This window comes from Nitrospirillum guaranorum (assembly GCF_034653275.1).
Lineage (GTDB): Bacteria > Pseudomonadota > Alphaproteobacteria > Azospirillales > Azospirillaceae > Nitrospirillum.
Genome location: NZ_JAYEES010000003.1, coordinates 1,250,329 through 1,268,640 on the forward strand (window position 1 = coordinate 1,250,329; position 18,312 = coordinate 1,268,640).

The 18,312-nt window shown below is 67.8% G+C and carries 21 protein-coding genes; 9 read left to right on the forward strand and 12 right to left on the reverse strand.

Going from position 1 to position 18,312, the window contains the following annotated elements:
• Nucleotides 1-91: 91 nt before the first annotated feature.
• Nucleotides 92-1,078: a hypothetical protein gene (locus UAJ10_RS14635; protein WP_322916025.1), complete on the reverse strand. Its 987-nt coding sequence runs from the start codon at nt 1,076-1,078 to the stop codon at nt 92-94.
• Between the two features lie 258 nt (nt 1,079-1,336).
• Here UAJ10_RS14635 and UAJ10_RS14640 point away from each other — a divergent pair, with 258 nt between their 5' ends.
• A complete protein-coding gene (locus tag UAJ10_RS14640; protein WP_322916026.1) occupies nt 1,337-1,870 on the forward strand; it encodes an EF-hand domain-containing protein in 534 nt (177 codons plus the stop codon).
• A gap of 646 nt (nt 1,871-2,516) precedes the next feature.
• Here the strand turns inward: UAJ10_RS14640 and hemF are convergent.
• Together hemF and UAJ10_RS14650 are read right to left on the reverse strand one after the other, a co-directional pair.
• Nucleotides 2,517-3,473: an oxygen-dependent coproporphyrinogen oxidase gene (gene hemF, locus UAJ10_RS14645; RefSeq protein WP_322916027.1), complete on the reverse strand. Its 957-nt coding sequence runs from the start codon at nt 3,471-3,473 to the stop codon at nt 2,517-2,519.
• Nucleotides 3,474-3,494: 21 nt separating this feature from the next.
• Complete coding sequence (locus UAJ10_RS14650) at nt 3,495-4,004, reverse strand: tRNA (cytidine(34)-2'-O)-methyltransferase (protein ID WP_322916028.1); 510 nt, start codon at nt 4,002-4,004, stop codon at nt 3,495-3,497.
• A 290-nt stretch (nt 4,005-4,294) separates the two neighbouring features.
• Here UAJ10_RS14650 and petA point away from each other — a divergent pair, with 290 nt between their 5' ends.
• Genes petA through UAJ10_RS14665 form a run of 3 tightly spaced genes read left to right on the forward strand, consistent with a single transcriptional unit; the run spans nt 4,295 to nt 7,004 of the window.
• Nucleotides 4,295-4,867, forward strand: coding sequence for a ubiquinol-cytochrome c reductase iron-sulfur subunit (gene petA / locus UAJ10_RS14655; RefSeq protein WP_040843154.1), 573 nt, complete (start codon nt 4,295-4,297; stop codon nt 4,865-4,867).
• A gap of 23 nt (nt 4,868-4,890) precedes the next feature.
• Complete coding sequence (locus tag UAJ10_RS14660; RefSeq protein ID WP_145611435.1) at nt 4,891-6,222, forward strand: cytochrome b; 1,332 nt, start codon at nt 4,891-4,893, stop codon at nt 6,220-6,222.
• On the forward strand, nt 6,222-7,004 hold the full coding sequence (locus UAJ10_RS14665) for a cytochrome c1 (RefSeq protein WP_211102631.1): 783 nt from the start codon (nt 6,222-6,224) through the stop codon (nt 7,002-7,004). The genes UAJ10_RS14660 and UAJ10_RS14665 overlap by 1 nt, the downstream gene beginning before the upstream one ends.
• Nucleotides 7,005-7,081: 77 nt before the next feature.
• Here UAJ10_RS14665 and UAJ10_RS14670 read toward each other — a convergent pair whose 3' ends face one another.
• Together UAJ10_RS14670 and UAJ10_RS14675 are read right to left on the reverse strand one after the other, a co-directional pair.
• Nucleotides 7,082-8,149: a M48 family metallopeptidase gene (locus UAJ10_RS14670; protein WP_322916029.1), complete on the reverse strand. Its 1,068-nt coding sequence runs from the start codon at nt 8,147-8,149 to the stop codon at nt 7,082-7,084.
• Nucleotides 8,146-9,231 (reverse strand): YjgN family protein, encoded by a 1,086-nt coding sequence (locus UAJ10_RS14675; RefSeq protein ID WP_322916030.1) that lies wholly within the window; start codon nt 9,229-9,231, stop codon nt 8,146-8,148. The genes UAJ10_RS14670 and UAJ10_RS14675 overlap by 4 nt, the downstream gene beginning before the upstream one ends.
• A 130-nt stretch (nt 9,232-9,361) precedes the next feature.
• Between UAJ10_RS14675 and UAJ10_RS14680 the strand changes: the two genes are divergently transcribed.
• The 3 genes from UAJ10_RS14680 to UAJ10_RS14690 all read left to right on the forward strand — a co-directional run bounded on the left by UAJ10_RS14680 (nt 9,362) and on the right by UAJ10_RS14690 (nt 11,760).
• Entirely contained in the window at nt 9,362-9,913 is a 552-nt protein-coding gene (locus tag UAJ10_RS14680) for a DUF924 family protein (protein ID WP_322916031.1), read from the forward strand.
• Between the two features lie 157 nt (nt 9,914-10,070).
• Nucleotides 10,071-10,778, forward strand: coding sequence for a tetratricopeptide repeat protein (locus tag UAJ10_RS14685; RefSeq protein WP_322916032.1), 708 nt, complete (start codon nt 10,071-10,073; stop codon nt 10,776-10,778).
• Nucleotides 10,779-10,914: 136 nt separating this feature from the next.
• Nucleotides 10,915-11,760: a tetratricopeptide repeat protein gene (locus tag UAJ10_RS14690; protein ID WP_322916033.1), complete on the forward strand. Its 846-nt coding sequence runs from the start codon at nt 10,915-10,917 to the stop codon at nt 11,758-11,760.
• Between the two features lie 21 nt (nt 11,761-11,781).
• Here UAJ10_RS14690 and UAJ10_RS14695 read toward each other — a convergent pair whose 3' ends face one another.
• Complete coding sequence (locus tag UAJ10_RS14695) at nt 11,782-12,177, reverse strand: VOC family protein (protein ID WP_322916034.1); 396 nt, start codon at nt 12,175-12,177, stop codon at nt 11,782-11,784.
• A 94-nt stretch (nt 12,178-12,271) separates the two neighbouring features.
• Between UAJ10_RS14695 and UAJ10_RS14700 the strand changes: the two genes are divergently transcribed.
• Nucleotides 12,272-13,033, forward strand: a complete 762-nt coding sequence (locus UAJ10_RS14700) for an AraC family transcriptional regulator (RefSeq protein ID WP_322916035.1) — start codon at nt 12,272-12,274, stop codon at nt 13,031-13,033.
• A gap of 7 nt (nt 13,034-13,040) precedes the next feature.
• Here the strand turns inward: UAJ10_RS14700 and UAJ10_RS14705 are convergent, their stop codons facing one another.
• A complete protein-coding gene (locus tag UAJ10_RS14705) occupies nt 13,041-13,916 on the reverse strand; it encodes a LysR family transcriptional regulator (RefSeq protein ID WP_322916036.1) in 876 nt (291 codons plus the stop codon).
• Nucleotides 13,917-14,052: 136 nt separating this feature from the next.
• On the opposite strand from UAJ10_RS14705, the gene UAJ10_RS14710 reads away from it, so the two are divergent.
• Entirely contained in the window at nt 14,053-15,078 is a 1,026-nt protein-coding gene (locus UAJ10_RS14710) for an aldo/keto reductase (RefSeq protein ID WP_322916037.1), read from the forward strand.
• 85 nt (nt 15,079-15,163) lie between these two features.
• On the opposite strand, the gene ychF is transcribed toward UAJ10_RS14710, so the two are convergent.
• The 5 genes from ychF to gloB all read right to left on the reverse strand — a co-directional run bounded on the left by ychF (nt 15,164) and on the right by gloB (nt 18,270).
• Complete coding sequence (ychF, locus tag UAJ10_RS14715) at nt 15,164-16,261, reverse strand: redox-regulated ATPase YchF (protein ID WP_088871893.1); 1,098 nt, start codon at nt 16,259-16,261, stop codon at nt 15,164-15,166.
• A gap of 73 nt (nt 16,262-16,334) precedes the next feature.
• A complete protein-coding gene (locus tag UAJ10_RS14720; protein ID WP_322916038.1) occupies nt 16,335-16,817 on the reverse strand; it encodes a cupin domain-containing protein in 483 nt (160 codons plus the stop codon).
• Nucleotides 16,818-16,820: 3 nt separating this feature from the next.
• Nucleotides 16,821-17,030, reverse strand: coding sequence for a glutathione S-transferase family protein (locus UAJ10_RS14725; protein WP_322916039.1), 210 nt, complete (start codon nt 17,028-17,030; stop codon nt 16,821-16,823).
• A complete protein-coding gene (locus UAJ10_RS14730; RefSeq protein WP_322916040.1) occupies nt 17,027-17,425 on the reverse strand; it encodes a glutathione S-transferase N-terminal domain-containing protein in 399 nt (132 codons plus the stop codon). The genes UAJ10_RS14725 and UAJ10_RS14730 overlap by 4 nt, the downstream gene beginning before the upstream one ends.
• 44 nt (nt 17,426-17,469) lie before the next feature.
• Nucleotides 17,470-18,270: a hydroxyacylglutathione hydrolase gene (gloB, locus tag UAJ10_RS14735; protein WP_322916041.1), complete on the reverse strand. Its 801-nt coding sequence runs from the start codon at nt 18,268-18,270 to the stop codon at nt 17,470-17,472.
• Nucleotides 18,271-18,312 lie beyond the last annotated feature (42 nt).

The following is an 18,312-nucleotide window of genomic DNA, read 5'->3' on the forward strand; positions in this document are numbered from 1 at the left end:
GGTCCGGTGAAACCGTGATCAACCGACGGCTGATCAGCGTTGCATGGGCCGGCGGGGCTGTCAATCCGATGGGCGTCCCTTCGCTGGGGGGTCAGTCCGCCAGCGTGGCCACGTAGCTTTGCACGCCGCCGCTGGCGGGGTGGTAGATACCGACCAGGTGGTTGCGCAGAATGGAGTTGGCGGTGGAGATGCTGGCGCTGGCCGGGTTGGCGGCCGGCAGCCAGCGCGCCGGGCCGAAGCCGCCATCGGCCAGGCGATCGACATGGACGAAGGCGCCGCCGGCGTCGGTGGTGGCCGCCAGGGCATAACCGCCGGGCACGCCGCTGATGCCCTCGAAATGGGTGACGATGCCGGGCTTGCCCTCATAGCTCAGCGAGGTGACGCGGCTGAGCGTGCCGGTGGCGGGGTCGTAGTCCGCCAGCAGGCCGGTGTTCAGGCCGTGCCCCTGCTTGTAGCCGCCTGCCAGCGTGTAGGGGGCCGGGTCCTTCGGGCCGTTCTGCCAGATGCCGTACAGGGTGGCCAGGGCGCCGATGTCCAACACCTGGAAGGTGCCGCTCTTCACGTTGTAGATGAAACCGTTGCCGGAACCGGGCTGGCCCGCCAGGTCGTAGTTGCCCACCACCAGGTCGCCCATGGTGCTGTGCGCCAGGGTGTTGGCCACGGTGCCGCCGGCCACGTCGGCGGGCACGTCGATCTGGGTCCAGGTGCCCGACCCGTCCAGCGGCCCCTGGTAGATCATGCCGTGGTCGCCCTTACCGCTTTCCTCATACTGGTAGCTGCCCACCGCCCGCACGTTGCCGTGGCCCAGGCCGGGGTCGAACAGGGCGGTGTTGGGGCCGTAGAAGGTTGAGGTGACGATGGTCTGCCCGGGAAAGGTGGGCAAGAACGGGAAGATGCCGTTGCTGTCCGTGGGATACAGCGGCCCGCGATATAGCATCGCCTGCGGCTTGCCGCCGCCGGTCGGCTGATAATTGCCGGACAGCACCACCGGCTGGCCTTCGCCGCCATCCTGGCGGACGCCGGTCACGAAGGAGTTGGGCGGCAGGATGTCGTTGTAGGTGATGGTTGGGCTTGACATGGATATCTCCCTCAGAGGTTGTTACGCTGTGGGATATATACACGAGCCTTCCTCAATTAGATTTTCTCTTAAGAATAGCAATTGGCGCTTGTTGAGGGGCCGCGCCGCCACCCGGCGCAAGGACATTTTTAGGCTTGCAAATGAGAATGACTATCATTATTGGTAATGCCAGACGCCGATGGACGCGGCGTGGGGGCCAACGTGGGACGACGCCCCGGCACCCATCACCGATGCCCGCTTTCCCAAGGATTTTCCGTCATGGCCCCCAACCGCCGCGCTTTCGCCCGCAGCCCCGCCCGCTTCGCCGCGACCACGTTGATCGGCGCCGCCCTGCTGGCCGCCGGTGCCGCCCCCATCGGCGTGGCTCGGGCCGCGTCCCACGACATCGCCACCTTCATCAGGGAGCATGACCGGAACGGCGACGGCGTGGTCACCGCCCAGGAATACCAGGCGGCGCGCGACCAGCAGTTCACGGCGCTGGACACCAATGGCGACGGCTGGGTGAGCGAGGCGGAATACACCGCCGCGTTCGAGGCGCGGCTGGCCCAGGAAAACGTGCCGGCGGAGCGCAAGGCCCAGCAGCTGAAGCAGACCCACATCCGCTTCGTCGCCATCGACCTGGACGGCGACCAGAAGATGTCGCGGGAAGAGTTCATGGCCTCCGGCTGGCGCATGTTCGGCTTCCACGACAAGAACGGCGACCAGAAGGTGAACCAGGCCGACGTGGCCCTGGCCGCCGCCTTCAAGCCCCTGCTGGACAAAGATCGTGCGGACGCCGGCAAGGCGCCCTGAGGTGCGTTGAATTCCTATCGGTGCCTGGGGCCTGGGCGATGCGGAGCCCTCGCCCCCGTTCAGACGGGGCACCGTACAGCCGGTCGGCGGCGCGCTAGTCGTGTGGCGCGATGGGCGGAATGGCGGCCTCCTTTCCCCTTCCGTCGACCGGCTCTTTTTATCGGACCCTGGGATCATCTCCCAGGGTCCCATTGCTTGACACTTGCAAGCCTCGAAGCCGTATGAGCCTGAAAACGCATCGGGAGAGGCCCATGACGAAAAGCGGGAGGCCTAATATCGCGAGAATCACGGGCAGAGGCGTCCTGCCGACCAGGGGCCAATTCGGTCGGCCGACAATTAGCCAGGTGAGGGTGCCAAACGGCCAGACGACGAAAACCACCGCGACCATATCCGCCAGCGTCTTCACGACCGCTCCGGTGTAAAAAGTCAGCGGCAGACCGAATAGAGACAGCAGGATTCCACCAAGGACGGCCACGAGGGGGAGTGGCAGCGTGCCGGCCATAGGCCAATTGGGAGCGACGGCCATGAGCCAAGACAAGGCCAAAAGCGGCGACAGCATAAAGATCGCCGATAGCCAATTTATTGCCGTCTTCATGATTGGCCGCCTATGTCTATAAGCTTCACTTATCGGCGCCGTGGTGCGGCATCAAGGCCATTTCACCTCGGGCGGCAGGCTCATCAGGATGGCTTCGATGTTGCCGCCGGTCTTGAGGCCGAACAGGGTGCCCCGGTCGTGCAGCAGGTTGAACTCCACGTACCGGCCCCGGCGCACCAGCTGGTGGTGGCGCTGCGCTTCCGTCCAGGGCAGGCCCATGCGGCGGCGCACGATCAGCGGGTAGACGTCCAGGAAGGCCTGGCCCACGGCCTTGGTGAAGGCGAAGTCGGCCTCCCAGTCGCCGGTGTCGTGCCGGTCGTAGAAGATGCCGCCGATGCCGCGGGGCTCGTTGCGGTGGGGCAGGAAGAAGTAGCGGTCGCACCACTCCTTGAAGCGGACGTAGTAGTCGGCGCCGTGCGCGTCGCAGGCGGCCTTCAGCGCCGCGTGGAAGGTGGCGGCGTCCTCCGCCGTCTCGGCGCTGTCCAGGAACATGGGCGTCAGGTCGGCGCCACCGCCGAACCAGGCCTGCTCCGTCACCAGATGGCGGGTGTTCATGTGCACGGCGGGCACCAGGGGGCTGCGCATGTGCGCCACCAGGCTGATGCCGCTGGCCCAGAATCGGCCCGTGGCCGCGGCGCCGGGGATCTGGGCCCGGAACTCCTCGCTGAAGGTGCCGTGCACGGTGGAGATGTTGACACCCACCTTCTCGAACACCCGGCCGCGCATCAGCGACATGACGCCGCCGCCGCCCTTGCTCCCGCCATCGCTGTCCGGGCCCGTTTCCGCAAACCTGTCCCAGCTTTTGCGCTCGAACCGGCCGGCCGCGCCCTCGCCATAGGCGGGCAGGGCGGCCGCCTCGTCCTCGATGGCCTCGAACGCGGCGCAGATGCGGTCCCGCAGGTCCTGGAACCAGGCGGCGGCCCGCGCCTTGCGCTCTTCGGCGAGGGGGGCGTCGCCCGCGAGCGCTTGCGGGGGCAACAGGCCGGCGGACAAGGGGATGTCGGTCATCAGTCAGGGTTCCAGAACAGGTCAGCGGGGCCAGGCGTCCAACTGGCGGACGGCCTCGCCCACCACCATGGCGGCGGCCATGGCGACGTTGAGCGAACGCAGGCCCGGGCGCAAGGGTATGGCGAGGCGGGCGTCGGCGGCGGCGTGCACCTCCTCCGGCACGCCGGCTGATTCCCGGCCCAGCAGCAGGATGTCGTCCGGCTGGAAGACGAAATCGGTGTAGCACAAGGCTGCGCGGGTGGTCAGCAGCAGCAGCCGGGGCACGGACCAACCCTGTCCCGGGGAGGGCTGCCCTGCGTCGCCCTGGGATTGACCGTTCGCCCGCCGACGCGTCTCGAACGCGGTCCAGGAGGTATGGCGCACCAGATCCACACCCTCCAGGTAGTCCATGCCCGACCGGCGCAGGCGTTTATCGTCCAGAACGAATCCACACGGCTCGATGATGTCGATGCCCACATTCAGGCAGGCGCCCAGGCGCATCAAGGTTCCGGCGTTCTGGGGGATGTCGGGTTGGTAAAGGGCGATCCGCACGGGAAAGTAGTCCGATAAGTTATTGGAAAGACTAGCTCTTAAGCCGCCAAACCTTTCGCTTGTGCAGCTAAGAATAGCGTTGAGGGCACATTCATACGCTTCCCAAGGCCTTGGGGGGCATGTATATGGATTTACCGCGACCGGACAAGACACCGGCCGTCAACCTTATTCGCTGTGGGCCTGCGCAAGGCTGGTCCGCTTGGGTAAGGATATAAGAACATTGGGAAACCCTTGTGAGGCGGGCGCCGGGGCGTTTTCAGGTGCCCCCTGACTTCGAGGAGAAGCTTGGTATGGCGGACACGACCCAGACGGCCGGGCATGGGCCGGGGAGCGGCTCTCACAGCGGCGGGGATCCCTCGCGCCGCGATTTCATCTATTTGGCTGCCGCCGCGACCGGTGTCGTGGGCGCCGCCGTCACCGTTTGGCCCTTCATCGACAGCCTGAACCCCGCGGCCGACACCTTGGCGCTGGCCAGCACCGACGTGGACCTGGCGCCGGTGCAGGTGGGTCAGTCCATCACCGTCACCTGGCGCGGCAAGCCGGTGTTCATCCGCCACCGGACGCCCGAGGAAATCAAGTCCGCCACGGACGTGAACGTCTCCGAACTGCGCGACCCGCAGAAGGACGCAGACCGCGCGAAGAAGCCGGAATGGCTGGTGGTCGTCGGCATCTGCACCCACCTGGGCTGCATCCCGCTGGGTCAGAAGAATTCCGATCCCCGCGGCGAGTACGGCGGCTGGTTCTGCCCCTGCCATGGTTCGGTCTACGACACGTCCGGCCGCATCCGCAAGGGTCCCGCGCCGCGTAACCTGGAAGTGCCCAGCTACGCGTTCAAGACCGACACTTCGATCCGTATCGGCTAAGCCGGACCCCCAGGGAGCGAGAAATGGCTCACGGCCCTTCGTCCTCTTTCAAGAATCCGGTGGTCAACTGGCTCGACCAGCGTCTGCCGATCTTCACGATGATCCAGAAGGAATACGGGGTGTTTCCCACCCCGCGCAACTTCAACTACTTCTGGAACTTTGGCGCCATCGCCATGATCATGCTGGTGACGATGATCGTCTCCGGCATCGTGCTGGCGATGCACTACACGCCCAACACCAACCTGGCCTTCAACTCCGTCGAGCGCATCATGCGCGACGTGAACTTCGGCTGGTTGATCCGCTACATCCACATGAACGGCGCGTCGTTCTTCTTCATCGCCGTTTATATCCACATCTTCCGCGGCCTCTATTACGGTTCCTACAAGAAGCCGCGTGAGCTGCTGTGGATGATCGGCGTGGTGATCTTCCTGCTGATGATGGCCACGGCCTTCATGGGCTACGTGCTGCCGTGGGGCCAGATGAGCTTCTGGGGCGCCACCGTCATCACCAACCTGTTCTCGGCCCTGCCGCTGGTGGGCCAGGACATCGTGACCCTGCTGTGGGGCGGCTTCTCCGTCGACAACCCGACGCTGAACCGCTTCTTCGCCCTGCACTACCTGCTGCCCTTCGTCATCGCCGCCGTTGTGTTCCTGCACGTCGCGGCCCTGCACGTCACCGGTTCCAACAACCCCCTGGGTGTCGAGCCCAAGGGCCCGCAGGACACGCTGCCCTTCCACCCCTACTACACGGTGAAGGACAGCTTCGGCACGGTGGTGTACCTGGCCATCTTCGCCGCCTTCGTCTTCTACGCCCCCAACTTCTTCGGCGAGCCGGACAACTACATCCAGGCGAACCCGATGGTGACCCCGCCGCACATCGTGCCGGAGTGGTACTTCCTGCCCTACTACGCGATCCTGCGCTCCATCACCTTCGACATCTCCATCCCCTTCACCGGGCTGAAGCTGATCGAGGCCAAGCTGGGCGGCGTCATCGCCATGTTCGGGTCCATCGCCATCCTGTTCATCCTGCCCTGGCTGGACACCTCGCCGGTGCGCAGCGCCCGCTTCCGTCCCATCTTCAAGAAGGGCATCCTGGCCTTCCTGGTCGCCTTCTTCCTGCTGATGTACGTGGGCGCCCAGACGGCCGACGCCGCTTGGCACCTGGGCGGGCTGGAAATCCCGCTGGTCTATGTCGGCCAGTTCGCCACCCTCGTTTACTTCGGCTTCTTCCTGTCGCTGCCGTTCGTCGGCCTGATCGAGAAGCCCCTGCCGCTGCCGGCCAGCATCGCCAAGCCCGTCCTGGGCGGTGGGGCCTCGGCCGCCGGTGCTACCGCCAAGCCGATGGAGAAAGCCTGATGCGTCGTCTTCGGTCCCTGATCCTTGCCGGTCTCGTCGCCGTCGCTGCGGCCGCTCCCGCGGTCGCCAGCGAAGAGATGGAGTACCCGAAGAACGAATGGAGCCACGGTGCCGTCACCCGCGGTTTCAGCAACATCTTCGGCACCTTCGACCGCAAGGCGCTGCAGCGTGGCTTCCAGGTCTACAAGGAAGTCTGCTCCGCCTGCCATTCCATGAACCTGCTGTCGTACCGCAACCTCAGCGCGCTGGGGTACAACGAGGCGGAGATCACCGCCATCGCCGCCGGCTACGACATGACGGACGGGCCCAATGACGAGGGCGAGATGTTCACCCGCAAGGGCGTGCCGGCCGACCACTTCAAGGCCCCGTTCCCCAACGAGAAGGCCGCCGCCGCCGCCAACGGCGGCAAGGCCCCGCCGGATCTGTCGCTGATCGTGAAGGCGCGCAAGGGGGGTGAGGATTACATCGTCGCCCTGATGACGGGCTTCGAGCCGGCCCCGGCCGGCTTCACCGTCCCCTCGGGCGGCAACTACAACAAGGCCTTCCCCGGCCATGTAATCGCCATGCCGCCGCCCCTGTCGGACGGTGGCGTGACCTTCGCCGACGGCACCAAGGCCACGGTGGAACAGCAGGCCAAGGATGTGGCGACCTTCCTGGCCTGGGCCGCCGAGCCCAATCTGGAAGCCCGCCACCAGATGGGCCTGAAGGTCATGATCTTCCTGATCGTGCTGGCCGGCATCCTCTACGCCGCCAAGCGCGCCGTGTGGGCGGACCAGCACTAAGCCGGTCCCCTGATGGGAAAGTGAAAAGGGCGCTCCGGGATGACCGGGGCGCCCTTTCTTATTTGGCGGGTGATCGATCAGATTTTGGTGGGGCAGGCGGCGTCGAAGGGGCGCAGCCGTTCCTCCGTCATGGGGTGGGTGGCCAGCCAGCTGGGGATGTGGCCGGCGATGGTAGCCGCCTGCTTCACCTCCGGGCTGTCCACGATCTTGCGCAGGGCGCGGGCGAAGGCGCAGGGGCTGCGCGGGGGCTCGTGTGGGCCCGGGCTCCGCGACAGCCAGGCCAGGGCGTCGGCGTCCGCTTCCGCCTCGAACTCCCGGGTGAAGCGCAGGTTCAGCAGCAGCACGGGCGCGCCCACCAGGAAATGGCCGGCGGTGCTGGCGTCGCCCACGGCCACGGCGGCCAGCACGGACAGGCCGCTGGCGCGCAGGGCCAGGCGCAGGCCGTGGCGGTGGCGCACATGGCCCACCTCATGCGCCAGCACGGCCGCCACCTCCTCATCATCCAGGATCTTCAGCAACTGGTCGGTGACGACGATGTCGCCGCCGGGCAGGGCGAAGGCGTTGGGGCCGATCAGGGGACTGTTCAGGAAATGCAGGCGGAAGGCGTCGCCATCCTGGGCCCCGACCATGTCGGCCAGGATGCCGGCCAGCCGCTTCTGGCGGGTGGGGTCGACGGTCGTCCGCTCCTTCTCATTCCGGAAGATCAGGTCCAGCCCGGCGTCGGTCAGCTTGCGCTCCACCCAGGGCGGGGTGTGGGCTGCCGCCAGGTCGGCGGCCCAGGGCACGCCCCAATACCAGGTTGCGGCCCCCAGGCCCAGCAGCACGGGCACGGCGGCCAGCGCCAAGCGCCACGACCCCTCCAGCCGGGACAGCAGGTTGGGCGTGTGGCCCAGCGCTGTCGCCAGGGGGCCGCCGCCGATGACCTCCAGCGTGTCGCCGTTGGCGAACTCGAACCGCCAATAGTCGCCGCCGATGGGCGGGACGATGGTCAGGGTGTGCCGGGGCACCGCGCGCGCCCCGTCCCCCTCCATGCCGGACAGGACCAGCCCCTGGGGGCCGGCCTGCACCGTGACCGTCTCCGCCCGTGACAGGCCGGCGCGGTAGAGCCGGCCCGTCCAGGTGGCGTGTGGAGCGCCGGCCGTCAAAAGCCGATCCCGACATCGATGTCGAAGAAGGCCGCCGCCTGGTCGCCAAACGCGCCGGTCTCGCTCTGCGCGCCGGCGACGAAGCTATCCAGCCCCGTCGGGGCGTGCACCGTCAGGTGTTCCAGCACATAGCGGGCGGTGCGGCAACGGACCCAGGGATAGGCGAAGCCCAGGGTGAAGACCAGCAGCAGGCCGTTGCTGACGTACAGCCACAGGACCGGGCCCAGCTGCCAGCTGGCGGACAGGGTGACGTCTGCCAGGGATAGGCGCTGCACCACCGTCTTGGCCAGCCACAGGGTGACCAGCAGGGCCACCAGGAAAAGCGCGGCGTAGACTACGGGAATAAGCAGGAAGGTGGCGTAATGCGCCGAGGATAGGTCCCCGGTGGTCTTGGCAGCCTGTGCGATGGAGAAGATGATCGCCGCGATGCCACCGCCGAACAGGAGTATAGCGGCCACCAGTATCAGGGATAGCAGATAGAAGCGGCCTACGGCTGGCGCCATGCGCAGCGGCATGGCGCCATAACGGCTGTTGTCCGCGATCCAGCGGTATTGCTGGTGCAGGACGTAGGGATAAAGCAGGCCCAAGGTCAGGCCGCCCAGGATGGGCAGTCCCAGGAAGTTGATGTAGGCCCCGGCCATGACGCCTGGCTCGTGCGAGAAGCTGAAGCGCACGCCCCGGTAGGACGTGACGCGCAGGCGGAAGCGCAGCGCCTTGACGATGATCCAAGGGCCCGCCACCAGCAGGACGGGGACGTACACCAGCGCGTAGGGCGACTGGATCTTGGCCAGGATGGCGTAGGGCACGAACAGGACCAGGACGATGATGCGCCCGATCAGGATGGACAGCGGACGGGCGTGATAGCCGAATCGGGCGCCCGCCAGCTCCGTCGCCTCATGGAAATAGCGCTGGCTGCGCACCTTGGCCCAGGGCGAATAGATGCCCAGGGTGACGATGGTCAGCAGCAGGTTCACGATCCAGATCGGGAAATACTCGCGGCCCGTGCCATGGAAACGGAAGGCGTGCGAACCACCCTGCGCCGGGTTGTCCGCGGCGTTGGACACATCGACAAAGTCAGGCATTGTTCCCCCATGCGATAGCGCGGCCTGCTCCCCGGTCGGCCGCATCATTAGTGTAGCTGAAATTTTGGGGAACGACACACGCGATGGGTGCGATGTTGCGGATTTGGCAATCCTCTCAAGGGTCGGTGGCATGGGCGTGGTGATGGCCGCGGAGGTCCTGGGCTTTTGGTTCGGGGAACTGACACCGGACGATTGGTTCGACGGCGGGGCGGACATCGACGCGCGCATCCGCGACCGACTGAGCGAGAGCTATCACGCGGCGGCGGAAGGGGCGCTGGACGCCTGGGCCGACACCTCCGACGGGGCGCTGGCCCTGCTGATCCTGCTGGACCAGGTGCCCCGCAACCTGTTCCGGGGCGACGCCCTGGCCTTCGCCACCGACGCGCGGGCGCAGGCGCTGGCCAGCCGCGCCGTGGCCCGGGCGCAGGATCTGGAACAGCCGGTGCAGCGCCGCCTTTTCTTCTACCTGCCGTTCGAGCATGCGGAGGAGATCGTGCTGCAGGATTGCTGCGTCGCCCTGGTGGCGGAGCGCATCGGCGCCGGCCGTCACCTGGAGTATGCCGAGCGTCACCGCGAGGTCATCCGCCGCTTCGGCCGCTTCCCCCACCGCAACGCCATCCTGGGCCGCGCCTGCACGGCGGCGGAGCGGGAGTACCTGGACCAGCCGGGGGCGGGGTTCTGACGCCCCGGGCCCAAGGCGAGGGGCGCCGGAATGTGGACGTTCTCGGACGTCATTACAACCCACAGTGCGCATGCTACACTCCACGCCCTCGGATTGGAGGTGTGGGATGGGTGGGCGGTGGTCTTTTCGGGCGATGATCGTGGGGACGGTCCTGCTCTTGGCGCCATGCACATCGTGGGCCGCTTCCGACACCCCCACCGCCCGCCAGGTGAAAGCGGCGGTCGATGCCGGCGATCTGCCCAAGGCGGAAGGCTTGCTGCGCGACGTCATCCGGCATCGCGGCGACAGCGCCCGGGCTCATTACCAACTGGGCCAGGTGTTGGGCCTGGAGGGGCGTCATCTGGAGGCGGTCGAGGAACTGACGCTGTCGCGGAAGATCGACCCCGCCCTGCATTTCGCCAAGCCCGCGGCTTTCCAGAAGCGCTTGGACCATGAATTGGCGCTGGTCCCGCCCCCTCCGGCGCCGGTTCCGCCACCAGCGTCCGTCGCCACGGAGGTGGCCGCCGTCTCGCCTCCACCGCCGGCGGTCTATACCACGCAAAGTCAAATCGACCCGGATCTGATCCAGATATTCGTCGTCGTGGTCCTGCTCATCCTGACGAGCATCCTGTTCGTCGTGGTCGTGATGAAGGAAGGGGTGCGTGGCGGCCGCCGTGTCAGCCGCGTCGTTATCGTCGGCCAGACGTCCTTCACAGCCACCGCCGGTTCCGATGCCGCGCCGGCACTGGGCTTCGACCCCGGTTCTGGCGGCTCAGGCGGGGGTGGTTCAGGTGGGAGTGACTGGGGCGGCAGCAATGATGGCGGAGCCGCGTCCACGTCATTCGACAGTGGCCGGTCAAGCAGCGGCGATAGCTCCACCTGGTAGGAACGGGATCAAGCGGGGGATAACGGAAGTGAAACTATCGCGCGCCGGTTGGTTGGATTACCATTCGACTGTTCTTCATGCCGGTTGATACTGGATAGGGGTGAGCGGGGAAATGTTGATACGGCTATGTGGCGCGATGGCGGTCTTCGCCATGGTGACGGTGTCGGCGGCCCTGGCGGCCCCCTCGCCGGAGCAGGTGAAAAAGGCGGTGGATGCCGGTGACCTGCCCGCCGCGGAGAACATGCTGCGCGAGGTGGTGCGCGAGCATGGCGACAGCGCCCGCGCCCATTACGACCTTGGGGAGGTGCTGGGCCTGGAAGGCCGGCACCAGGACGCGGTGGGCGAGCTGGAGCTGGCGCGCAAGATCGATCCCAGCCTGCACTTCGCCCGCAGCCCCGAAACCTTCCAGCAGCACCTGGCGCGCGAGGAGTCCTTCCTGAAGCCGGCCGCCCAGCCGGTTCCGGCCCAGCCCGTGCCGCCATCCCACACCGCCGTGCAGGCCGGACCGCCACCGCGCGCGGAGGCGGACAACGGCATGACCGTCATCCTGATAGTGGGTGGCCTGCTGCTGGCCGCCCTGGCCATCTACCTGGTCTTTCGGCGCGCCAATCCGGCTTACGGCGGCGGCTATCGTCCCGCCCCCGCCGGCCCGGTGCCGCCGCCCTATCCACCGGCCTACGGCCAGCCCGGCTATGCCCCGGTGGTGGTGCAGGAACCGGGCCTGGGCACCGGCTTCCTCACCGGCGTGCTGGCCGGCGAACTGATGGCCGGTGGCGGCCATCGCGACACCGTGGTGCACGAGACGGTGATCAACAACGTCACCGAGAACCGGGTGTACGAGACCGACCGCCGGCCGGACGCGGATTACGATTCCGGCAGCAGTTCGTCGTCCAACGACGGCTGGGGCGGGTCGTCCGACGGCGGATCGTCCTCCAGCAGCTTCGACAGCGGCAGCTCCGGCGGCGACAACAGCAGCTGGTAGGCGCCGTCCGGCGCTGCATACCTAGAAGAAGGCCGCCGCATAGGCCGGGTCGTACTGCATGGCGCCGACCCGGTTGCCTTCCGTGTCGTGCAGGTAGATCAGGCGGCCCACCCCGTCGATGGTGTAGGGCTGCATGACGATGGTGCCGCCGTGGGCGGTGACCTTGGCCATGATGGCGTCCAAGTCGTCCACGCCCACCGTGCATTCGAAGCCCTTCATGCCCGTGCCGGACACGGGCTCGTGCCGCTGCTGCAGCGCGCCGCCCACGTGTCTCTCGCCCTCGGCGCCGGTCTGGATCAGGTAGAAGCCCGGCGGCCCCCAGGGGGTGATGCGCCAGTCGAACACCGCCTCATAGAACGTCTTGGCGCGCTCCACATCCTCGGCATGGATGGCGAAGAAGCGCAGGTGGTTGGCCATGGGGACCTCCGTGGTGGGAATGACCGGATGATGCCGTATCGGCGCCGTGGCCGTCTTGCGCTAGGATGACGATCTTTGTCGCAAAGGCGCCAAGATGGCCGACCCCTTCCTCATCCGCAGTCTGGCGCTCACCTTCAGTGACGGCCACCGGCTGCACAGTCACAAGCATGACTGGGGGCAACTGCTGTACGCCGCGCGCGGCGTCATGCGGGTGGTGGCGGATGGGGTCGCCTGGCTGGTGCCGCCCGCCCAGGCGGTGTGGCTGCCGCCCGGCGCGCCGCATATGGTGGAGATGCGGGGCGGGGTCGCCATGCGCACGCTCTACATCGCCCCGGCGCTGGCCGCGGCGGCGGGTGCCATGCCCGCCGGCTGCCAGGTGCTGGGCGTGGCGCCGCTGCTGCGCGAGTTGATCCTGCATGTGGTGGCGGTGGGCATGCTGCGCGCCGACCGGGTGGACCAGGCGCGGCTGGCCGGCGTGGTGATGGACCGGCTGGCGGCGGCGGAGCGGCTGCCCCTGTCGCTCATCTGGCCGCGCGACCGCCGCGCCCTGGCCGTGGCCGAGCGCCTGCGCCAGGATCCGGCGGACGAGGCGGACCTGGAGGCGCTGGGCGCCGCCGTGGGCGCCAGCGCCCGCACCCTGCAACGCCTGTTCAAGGAGGAGACGGGCCTGCGCTTCGGGGAGTGGCGCCAGCAGTTGCGCCTGCTGCACGCGGCCAGCCTGCTGGGCACCGGCCTGTCGGTGACGCAGGCGGGGTTGGAGGCCGGCTATGGCAGCACCAGCGCCTTCGTCAGCGCCTTCCGCCGCCGCCTGGGTGTGACACCGGCGCGCTATCGGGCGCCCATCTCCGCCTCATAATTCCCCTTCATGAAGTCGATGAAGGCGCGCAGGGGCGCCGGCACGTGGCGGCGGCTGGGGTAATAGAGGTAAGGGCCGGGGAAGGGGGCAGCCAGTCCTGCAGCGCCGGCACCAGCCGCCCGGCGGCCAGCGAGGGCGCCAGGAACCCTTCGAAGGTGCAGAACCACCCCAGGCCCGCCTCGGCCGCGCTGATGGCGATCTGCACACTGTTCCCCACCAGCCGGCCATCGGGCAGGACGCGCACCACCTCATCCCCGTGTTCGAATTCCCAGGGCTGCACCGCGCTGTCGGCGAAGCGGTGGCGCAGGCAAGGGCGGCCGATCAGGTCGCGCGGGTGGTCGGGCATGCCCTCGCGCGCGATCAGCGCGGGCGATGCCGCCAGCACGTAGCGCTGCGGCGGGCAGATGGGCACGGCCACCACGTCCTGGGCCAGGGCCTCGCCATAGCGGATACCGGCGTCGAAGCCCTGGGCGAAGACGTCGACGAAGGCGTTGTTCTCGATAATCTCCAGCGTGATGCCGGGATAGGCCGCCAGGAAGCGCGGCACCAGGGGCGCCAGGATCAGCCAGGAAACGACGATGGGCACGTTCAGGCGCAACACGCCGGTGGGGGTATCGCGGAAGCTGTTCACCTCATCCAGCGATTCCGCCACCTCGCTGAACACCGGCGCCAGCCGGGCCACCAGACGCTCTCCGGCCGCCGTCGGCGTCACGCTGCGGGTGGTGCGGTTCAGCAGGCGCACACCCAGATCCTCCTCCAGCCGCTTCAGCGCCAGGCTGAGGGTGGAGGGCGCCACGCCCCGCTCCTTGGCGGCGCGGCGGAAACTGCGGTGGCGCGCCACGGCCAGGAACAGGTCCAGGTCGGCGAGGTTGGGAGCAGCCATGAGACCCTATTGTTCGAATTATCGAACAGCGCATTGATGATTGCCCAGATTATCACGCGGTGCCTTTGGCGGCATAGTCCAGCTCAACAACGGCCCGACGCCGTTTCCAAGCTTCCCGCCACTTGAGGAAAAAACGATGCTGCAGCGTATCTTAGGCGCCAAAGGTCCCGCCACCTCCGCCCTGGGCCTGGGCTGTATGGGCATGTCCGACCTGTACGGTCCCAGCGACCGGGCCGAGAGCATCGCCACCCTGCACGCGGCGGTGGATGCCGGCGTCGTCCTGTTGGATACCGGCGACTTCTACGGCATGGGCCACAACGAGATGCTGATCGGCGACGCCCTGGCCGACGCCGGCTTCACCCGGTCCCATAAGCGCGACGATGTGCAGATCAGCGTGAAGTTCGGCGCCCAGCGCGACCCGGCCGGCAACTGGATTGGTTTCGACGGCCGCCCCTCGGCGGTGAAGAACGCGCTGTCCTACACCCTGCGGCGCCTGCGGGTGGACCATATCGACATCTACCGCCCCGCCCGCCTGGACCCCAACGTTCCCATCGAGGACACGGTGGGCGCCATCGCCGACATGGTGAAGGCCGGCTACGTCCGCCACATCGGCCTGTCCGAGGTGGGGTCGGACACCCTGCGCCGCGCCGTGGCCGTGCACCCCATCGTCGATTTGCAGATCGAATACTCGCTGATCTCGCGGGGGCTGGAGCGGGACATCCTGCCCACCTGCCGGGACCTGGGCATCGGCATCACCGCCTATGGCGTGCTGTCGCGCGGGCTGATCAGCGGCCATTGGAGCAAGGACTGGGGGAGCAAAGACAAGGGCAAAGGCGTCGACTTCCGCGCCCACAGCCCCCGCTTTCAGGGGGAGAACCTGGACCATAACCTGGCCCTGGTGGAGGAACTGCGCCGTGTGGCGGCGGAGAAGGGCGTCACCGTCGCCCAGATCGCCATCGCCTGGGTGCTGTCGCAGGGCCAGGACATCGTCCCCCTGGTCGGCGCCCGCCGCCGTGACCGGCTGGCGGAATCCCTGGGCGCCCTGGACGTGACGCTGACGCCCGACGACCTGGCCGCCATCGAGCGGGCGGTGCCCATGGACAGCGCCGCCGGCGACCGCTACAACGCGCACGCCATGGCTTCGCTGGACAGCGAGCGCTGAAAACAGAAAGGGCGGCCGGGTTTTCCTGGCCGCCCTTTTTCATTTCGTTCGCGCAACCATGGCCCTTAGCCGCGGGCCTCGGCGATCAAACATTAAACCGGAAATGGAAGATGTCGCCGTCCTGGACGACGTATTCCTTGCCTTCGATGCGCAACTTGCCCGCATCCTTGGCCCCGGCTTCGCCGCCCAGCGCGACGTAGCTGTCGAAGTCCACCGTCTCGGCCTTGATGAAGCCGCGTTCAAAGTCGGTGTGGATGACGCCGGCGGCCTCCGGGGCCTTGGCGCCGCGGCGCACGGTCCAGGCGCGGGCTTCCTTCGGCCCGACGGTGAAGAAGGTCAGCAGGTTCAAGAGGCCGTAGCCGGCGCGGATCAGGCGGTTCAGGCCCGGCTCCTCCAGCCCCAGGGAGGACAGGTACTCGGTCTTGTCCTCATCGCTCAGCTGGGCCAGTTCCGATTCGATGGCGGCGGAGATGACGACCGACACCGCGCCCTGGGCCTTGGCCATCTCGGCCACCTGGGCCGACAGGCTGTTGCCGGTGGCGGCCGAGGCCTCCTCCACATTGCAGACGTACAGCACCGGCTTGGCGGTCAACAGCTGCAGCTGGCGCCAATAGGGGCGGTCCTCATCCGACACCTGGACCACGCGGGCCGGCTTGCCGTCGCGCAGCACCACCAGCGCCTGCTCGATCAGGTCGGCGAAAATCTTGGATTCCTTGTCGCCGCCCTTGGCCTTCTTCTGCAGCGCGGGCAGGCGCTTCTCCAGGCTGTCCATGTCGGCCAGCATCAGCTCGGTCTCCACCGTCTCCGCGTCGCGGGTGGGGTGGATCGAGCCTTCGACGTGGGTGATGTCGCCGTCTTCGAAGCAGCGCAGTACGTGGACGATGGCGTCCACCTCGCGGATGTTGGCCAGGAACTGGTTGCCCAGGCCTTCACCCTTGGACGCGCCGCGCACCAGGCCGGCGATGTCCACGAATTCCAGCTGGGTGGGAACGGTCTTCTGCGACTTGGCGATGGCCGCCAGCTTGTCCAGGCGCGGGTCGGGCACGCCGACACGGCCCACATTGGGCTCGATGGTGCAGAAGGGGTAGTTGGCCGCTTCCGCCGCCGCCGTGCTGGTCAGCGCGTTGAACAGGGTCGACTTGCCGACGTTGGGCAGGCCGACGATGCCGCAATTGAATCCCATGGGAATACTCTAGGTGTAAGGGGCCACTTTGGCCGCGTTTATCGGGCAAAGGCGGCCGGATTGCAAACCGCCGTTATGCAGGTCCGCCATCGGCGGGATGGCCGTTCCCGGGCGCCCAGCCGGCCGGCGCCATTTCGAACGCCTGGAATTCGAAGGCCGGGGCCACGGTGCAGCCCACCAGGGTCCAGTCGCCCAGGCTTTCCGCCGCCTGCCACTGGCCGGCCGGCACCACGCCCTGGGGCCGCTGGCCGGCGAGCAGATCAGCGCCTAGGATCAGGTCGGCCGTGCCCAGGCCGTCGGCGGAGAGCGATAGGCGCAAGGGCGCGCCGGCATGCCAATGCCACACCTCGTCCGCGTCGCGCACCCGGTGCCAGTGCGACCGCTCCCCCGCCTTCAGCAGGAAATAGATGGCGGTGGACGCGCCCCTTTTTGTTTCTCCGGAGCCGCCCCCCGTGGGTACGTGGCGATAGGTTTCCACGTAGTGCCCGCCCTCCGGATGCGGTCGCAGGCCCAGCAGGCGGATGATCCCCTCGGCGTCCAAGGCAGTGGCGGCCATTCCTTACCCCCGGGGCGGCACGGTCAGGCGGAAGCTCTCGCGGTCGCTGGCCTGGGCGAACCAGGCGGCCAGCTTGGGGGCCCGCTGCCGCCAGTGATCGCATTCCCACCGCAGGTCCAGGTAGGCCAGCGCGATCATGACCGAAAGGGTGCCGATGGTCAGGCCCTGCAGCTGGTCGGCCTCCGCCTCCAGCAGCTCGACCGCGCGGGTCATGGTCTGGCGCTGGCGCTCCGTCCAGTTGGCGGAGCGCAGGTTCTCCGGCCGCAGGCCCTCCAGCCGGCGCAGGATGGCGGCGTCGCAGATGCCATCGGCGATGGCCTGCTGGCGTAGGGCCCGCCAGCGCTCCGGCCCGGCCGGGGGAACAGGGGCTGGCCCTGGGTGCCCTGGCTGTCCAGGTACTCGGCGATGACCGGGCTGTCGAACAGGGCCATGCCGTCGTCGGTCACCAGGGTGGGGATCTTGCCCAGGGGGTTCAGGGTCGGCACCACCGTTTCCGGCGACCAGACATCGGTGGGCGACAGCTCGATCCGGGAAACCAGGCCCCGCTCATGGGCGACCATCAGCGCCTTGCGCACGAAGGGGGAGGTCTGGCTGTAGAATAGCTTCATGGGACGGTCAGGCTTTCGAGAAAGAGGCGGGGGCCAAGGGTTATTTATCCCCTGAAATTGTCTTTCCGACGGCGGATTTCAGCGAAGACGGCCACCGGATCCCGGCCGTCCAGGCCCACGGCGGCGGCCATCGCCGGCAGGTCGGCCCGCAGGAAGGGGTTGGTGGCCCGCTCCACGGCGAGGGTGGTGGGTAGGGTGGGGCGGTCCTGGGCGCGCAAGGCCGTGACTTCCGTCATGCGGGCCGCCAGGTCGGCGTTGTTCGGCTCCAGCGTCAGGGCGAAGCGGCCGTTGCCGGCGGTGTATTCGTGGCCGCAATAGACGGCGGTTTCCCCCGGCAGGGCCCGCAGCCGGGTCAGGGAGTGCCACATCTGCTGCGGCGTGCCCTCGAACAGGCGGCCGCAGCCCATGGAGAACAGGGTGTCGCCGGAGAACAGCACGGCGTCCTCGCCACCATGGAAGGCGATGTGGCCGCGCGTGTGCCCGGGCACGTCGATGCCGGTGAGGGGGCAGGCGCCCACGGTGAAGTTTTCCCCATCCGCGATGGCGCGGTCGATGCCGGGAATGCGGTCGCGATCGGCGGCGGGGCCGACGATGGCGGCGCCGAAGCGGGCCTTCAGTTCCAGGTTACCGCCGACATGGTCGCCATGGTGGTGGGTGTTGATGATCAGGTCCAGGGTCCAGCCCCGCTGCTCCAGCGCGGCCACCACAGGGGCGGCCTCCGCCGGGTCCACGACGGCGACCTTCGCCGTGGCGGCGCAACGCAGCAGGTGGATGTAATTGTCGCTGAGCGCCGGGACCAGGGTCACGTCAAGGCGCCGGGGGGCGGTGGTGGCGGGTGGGATCATGGCGGGAAACCTATCGCAGCGGCGGGGGTAATGCTAATGGTT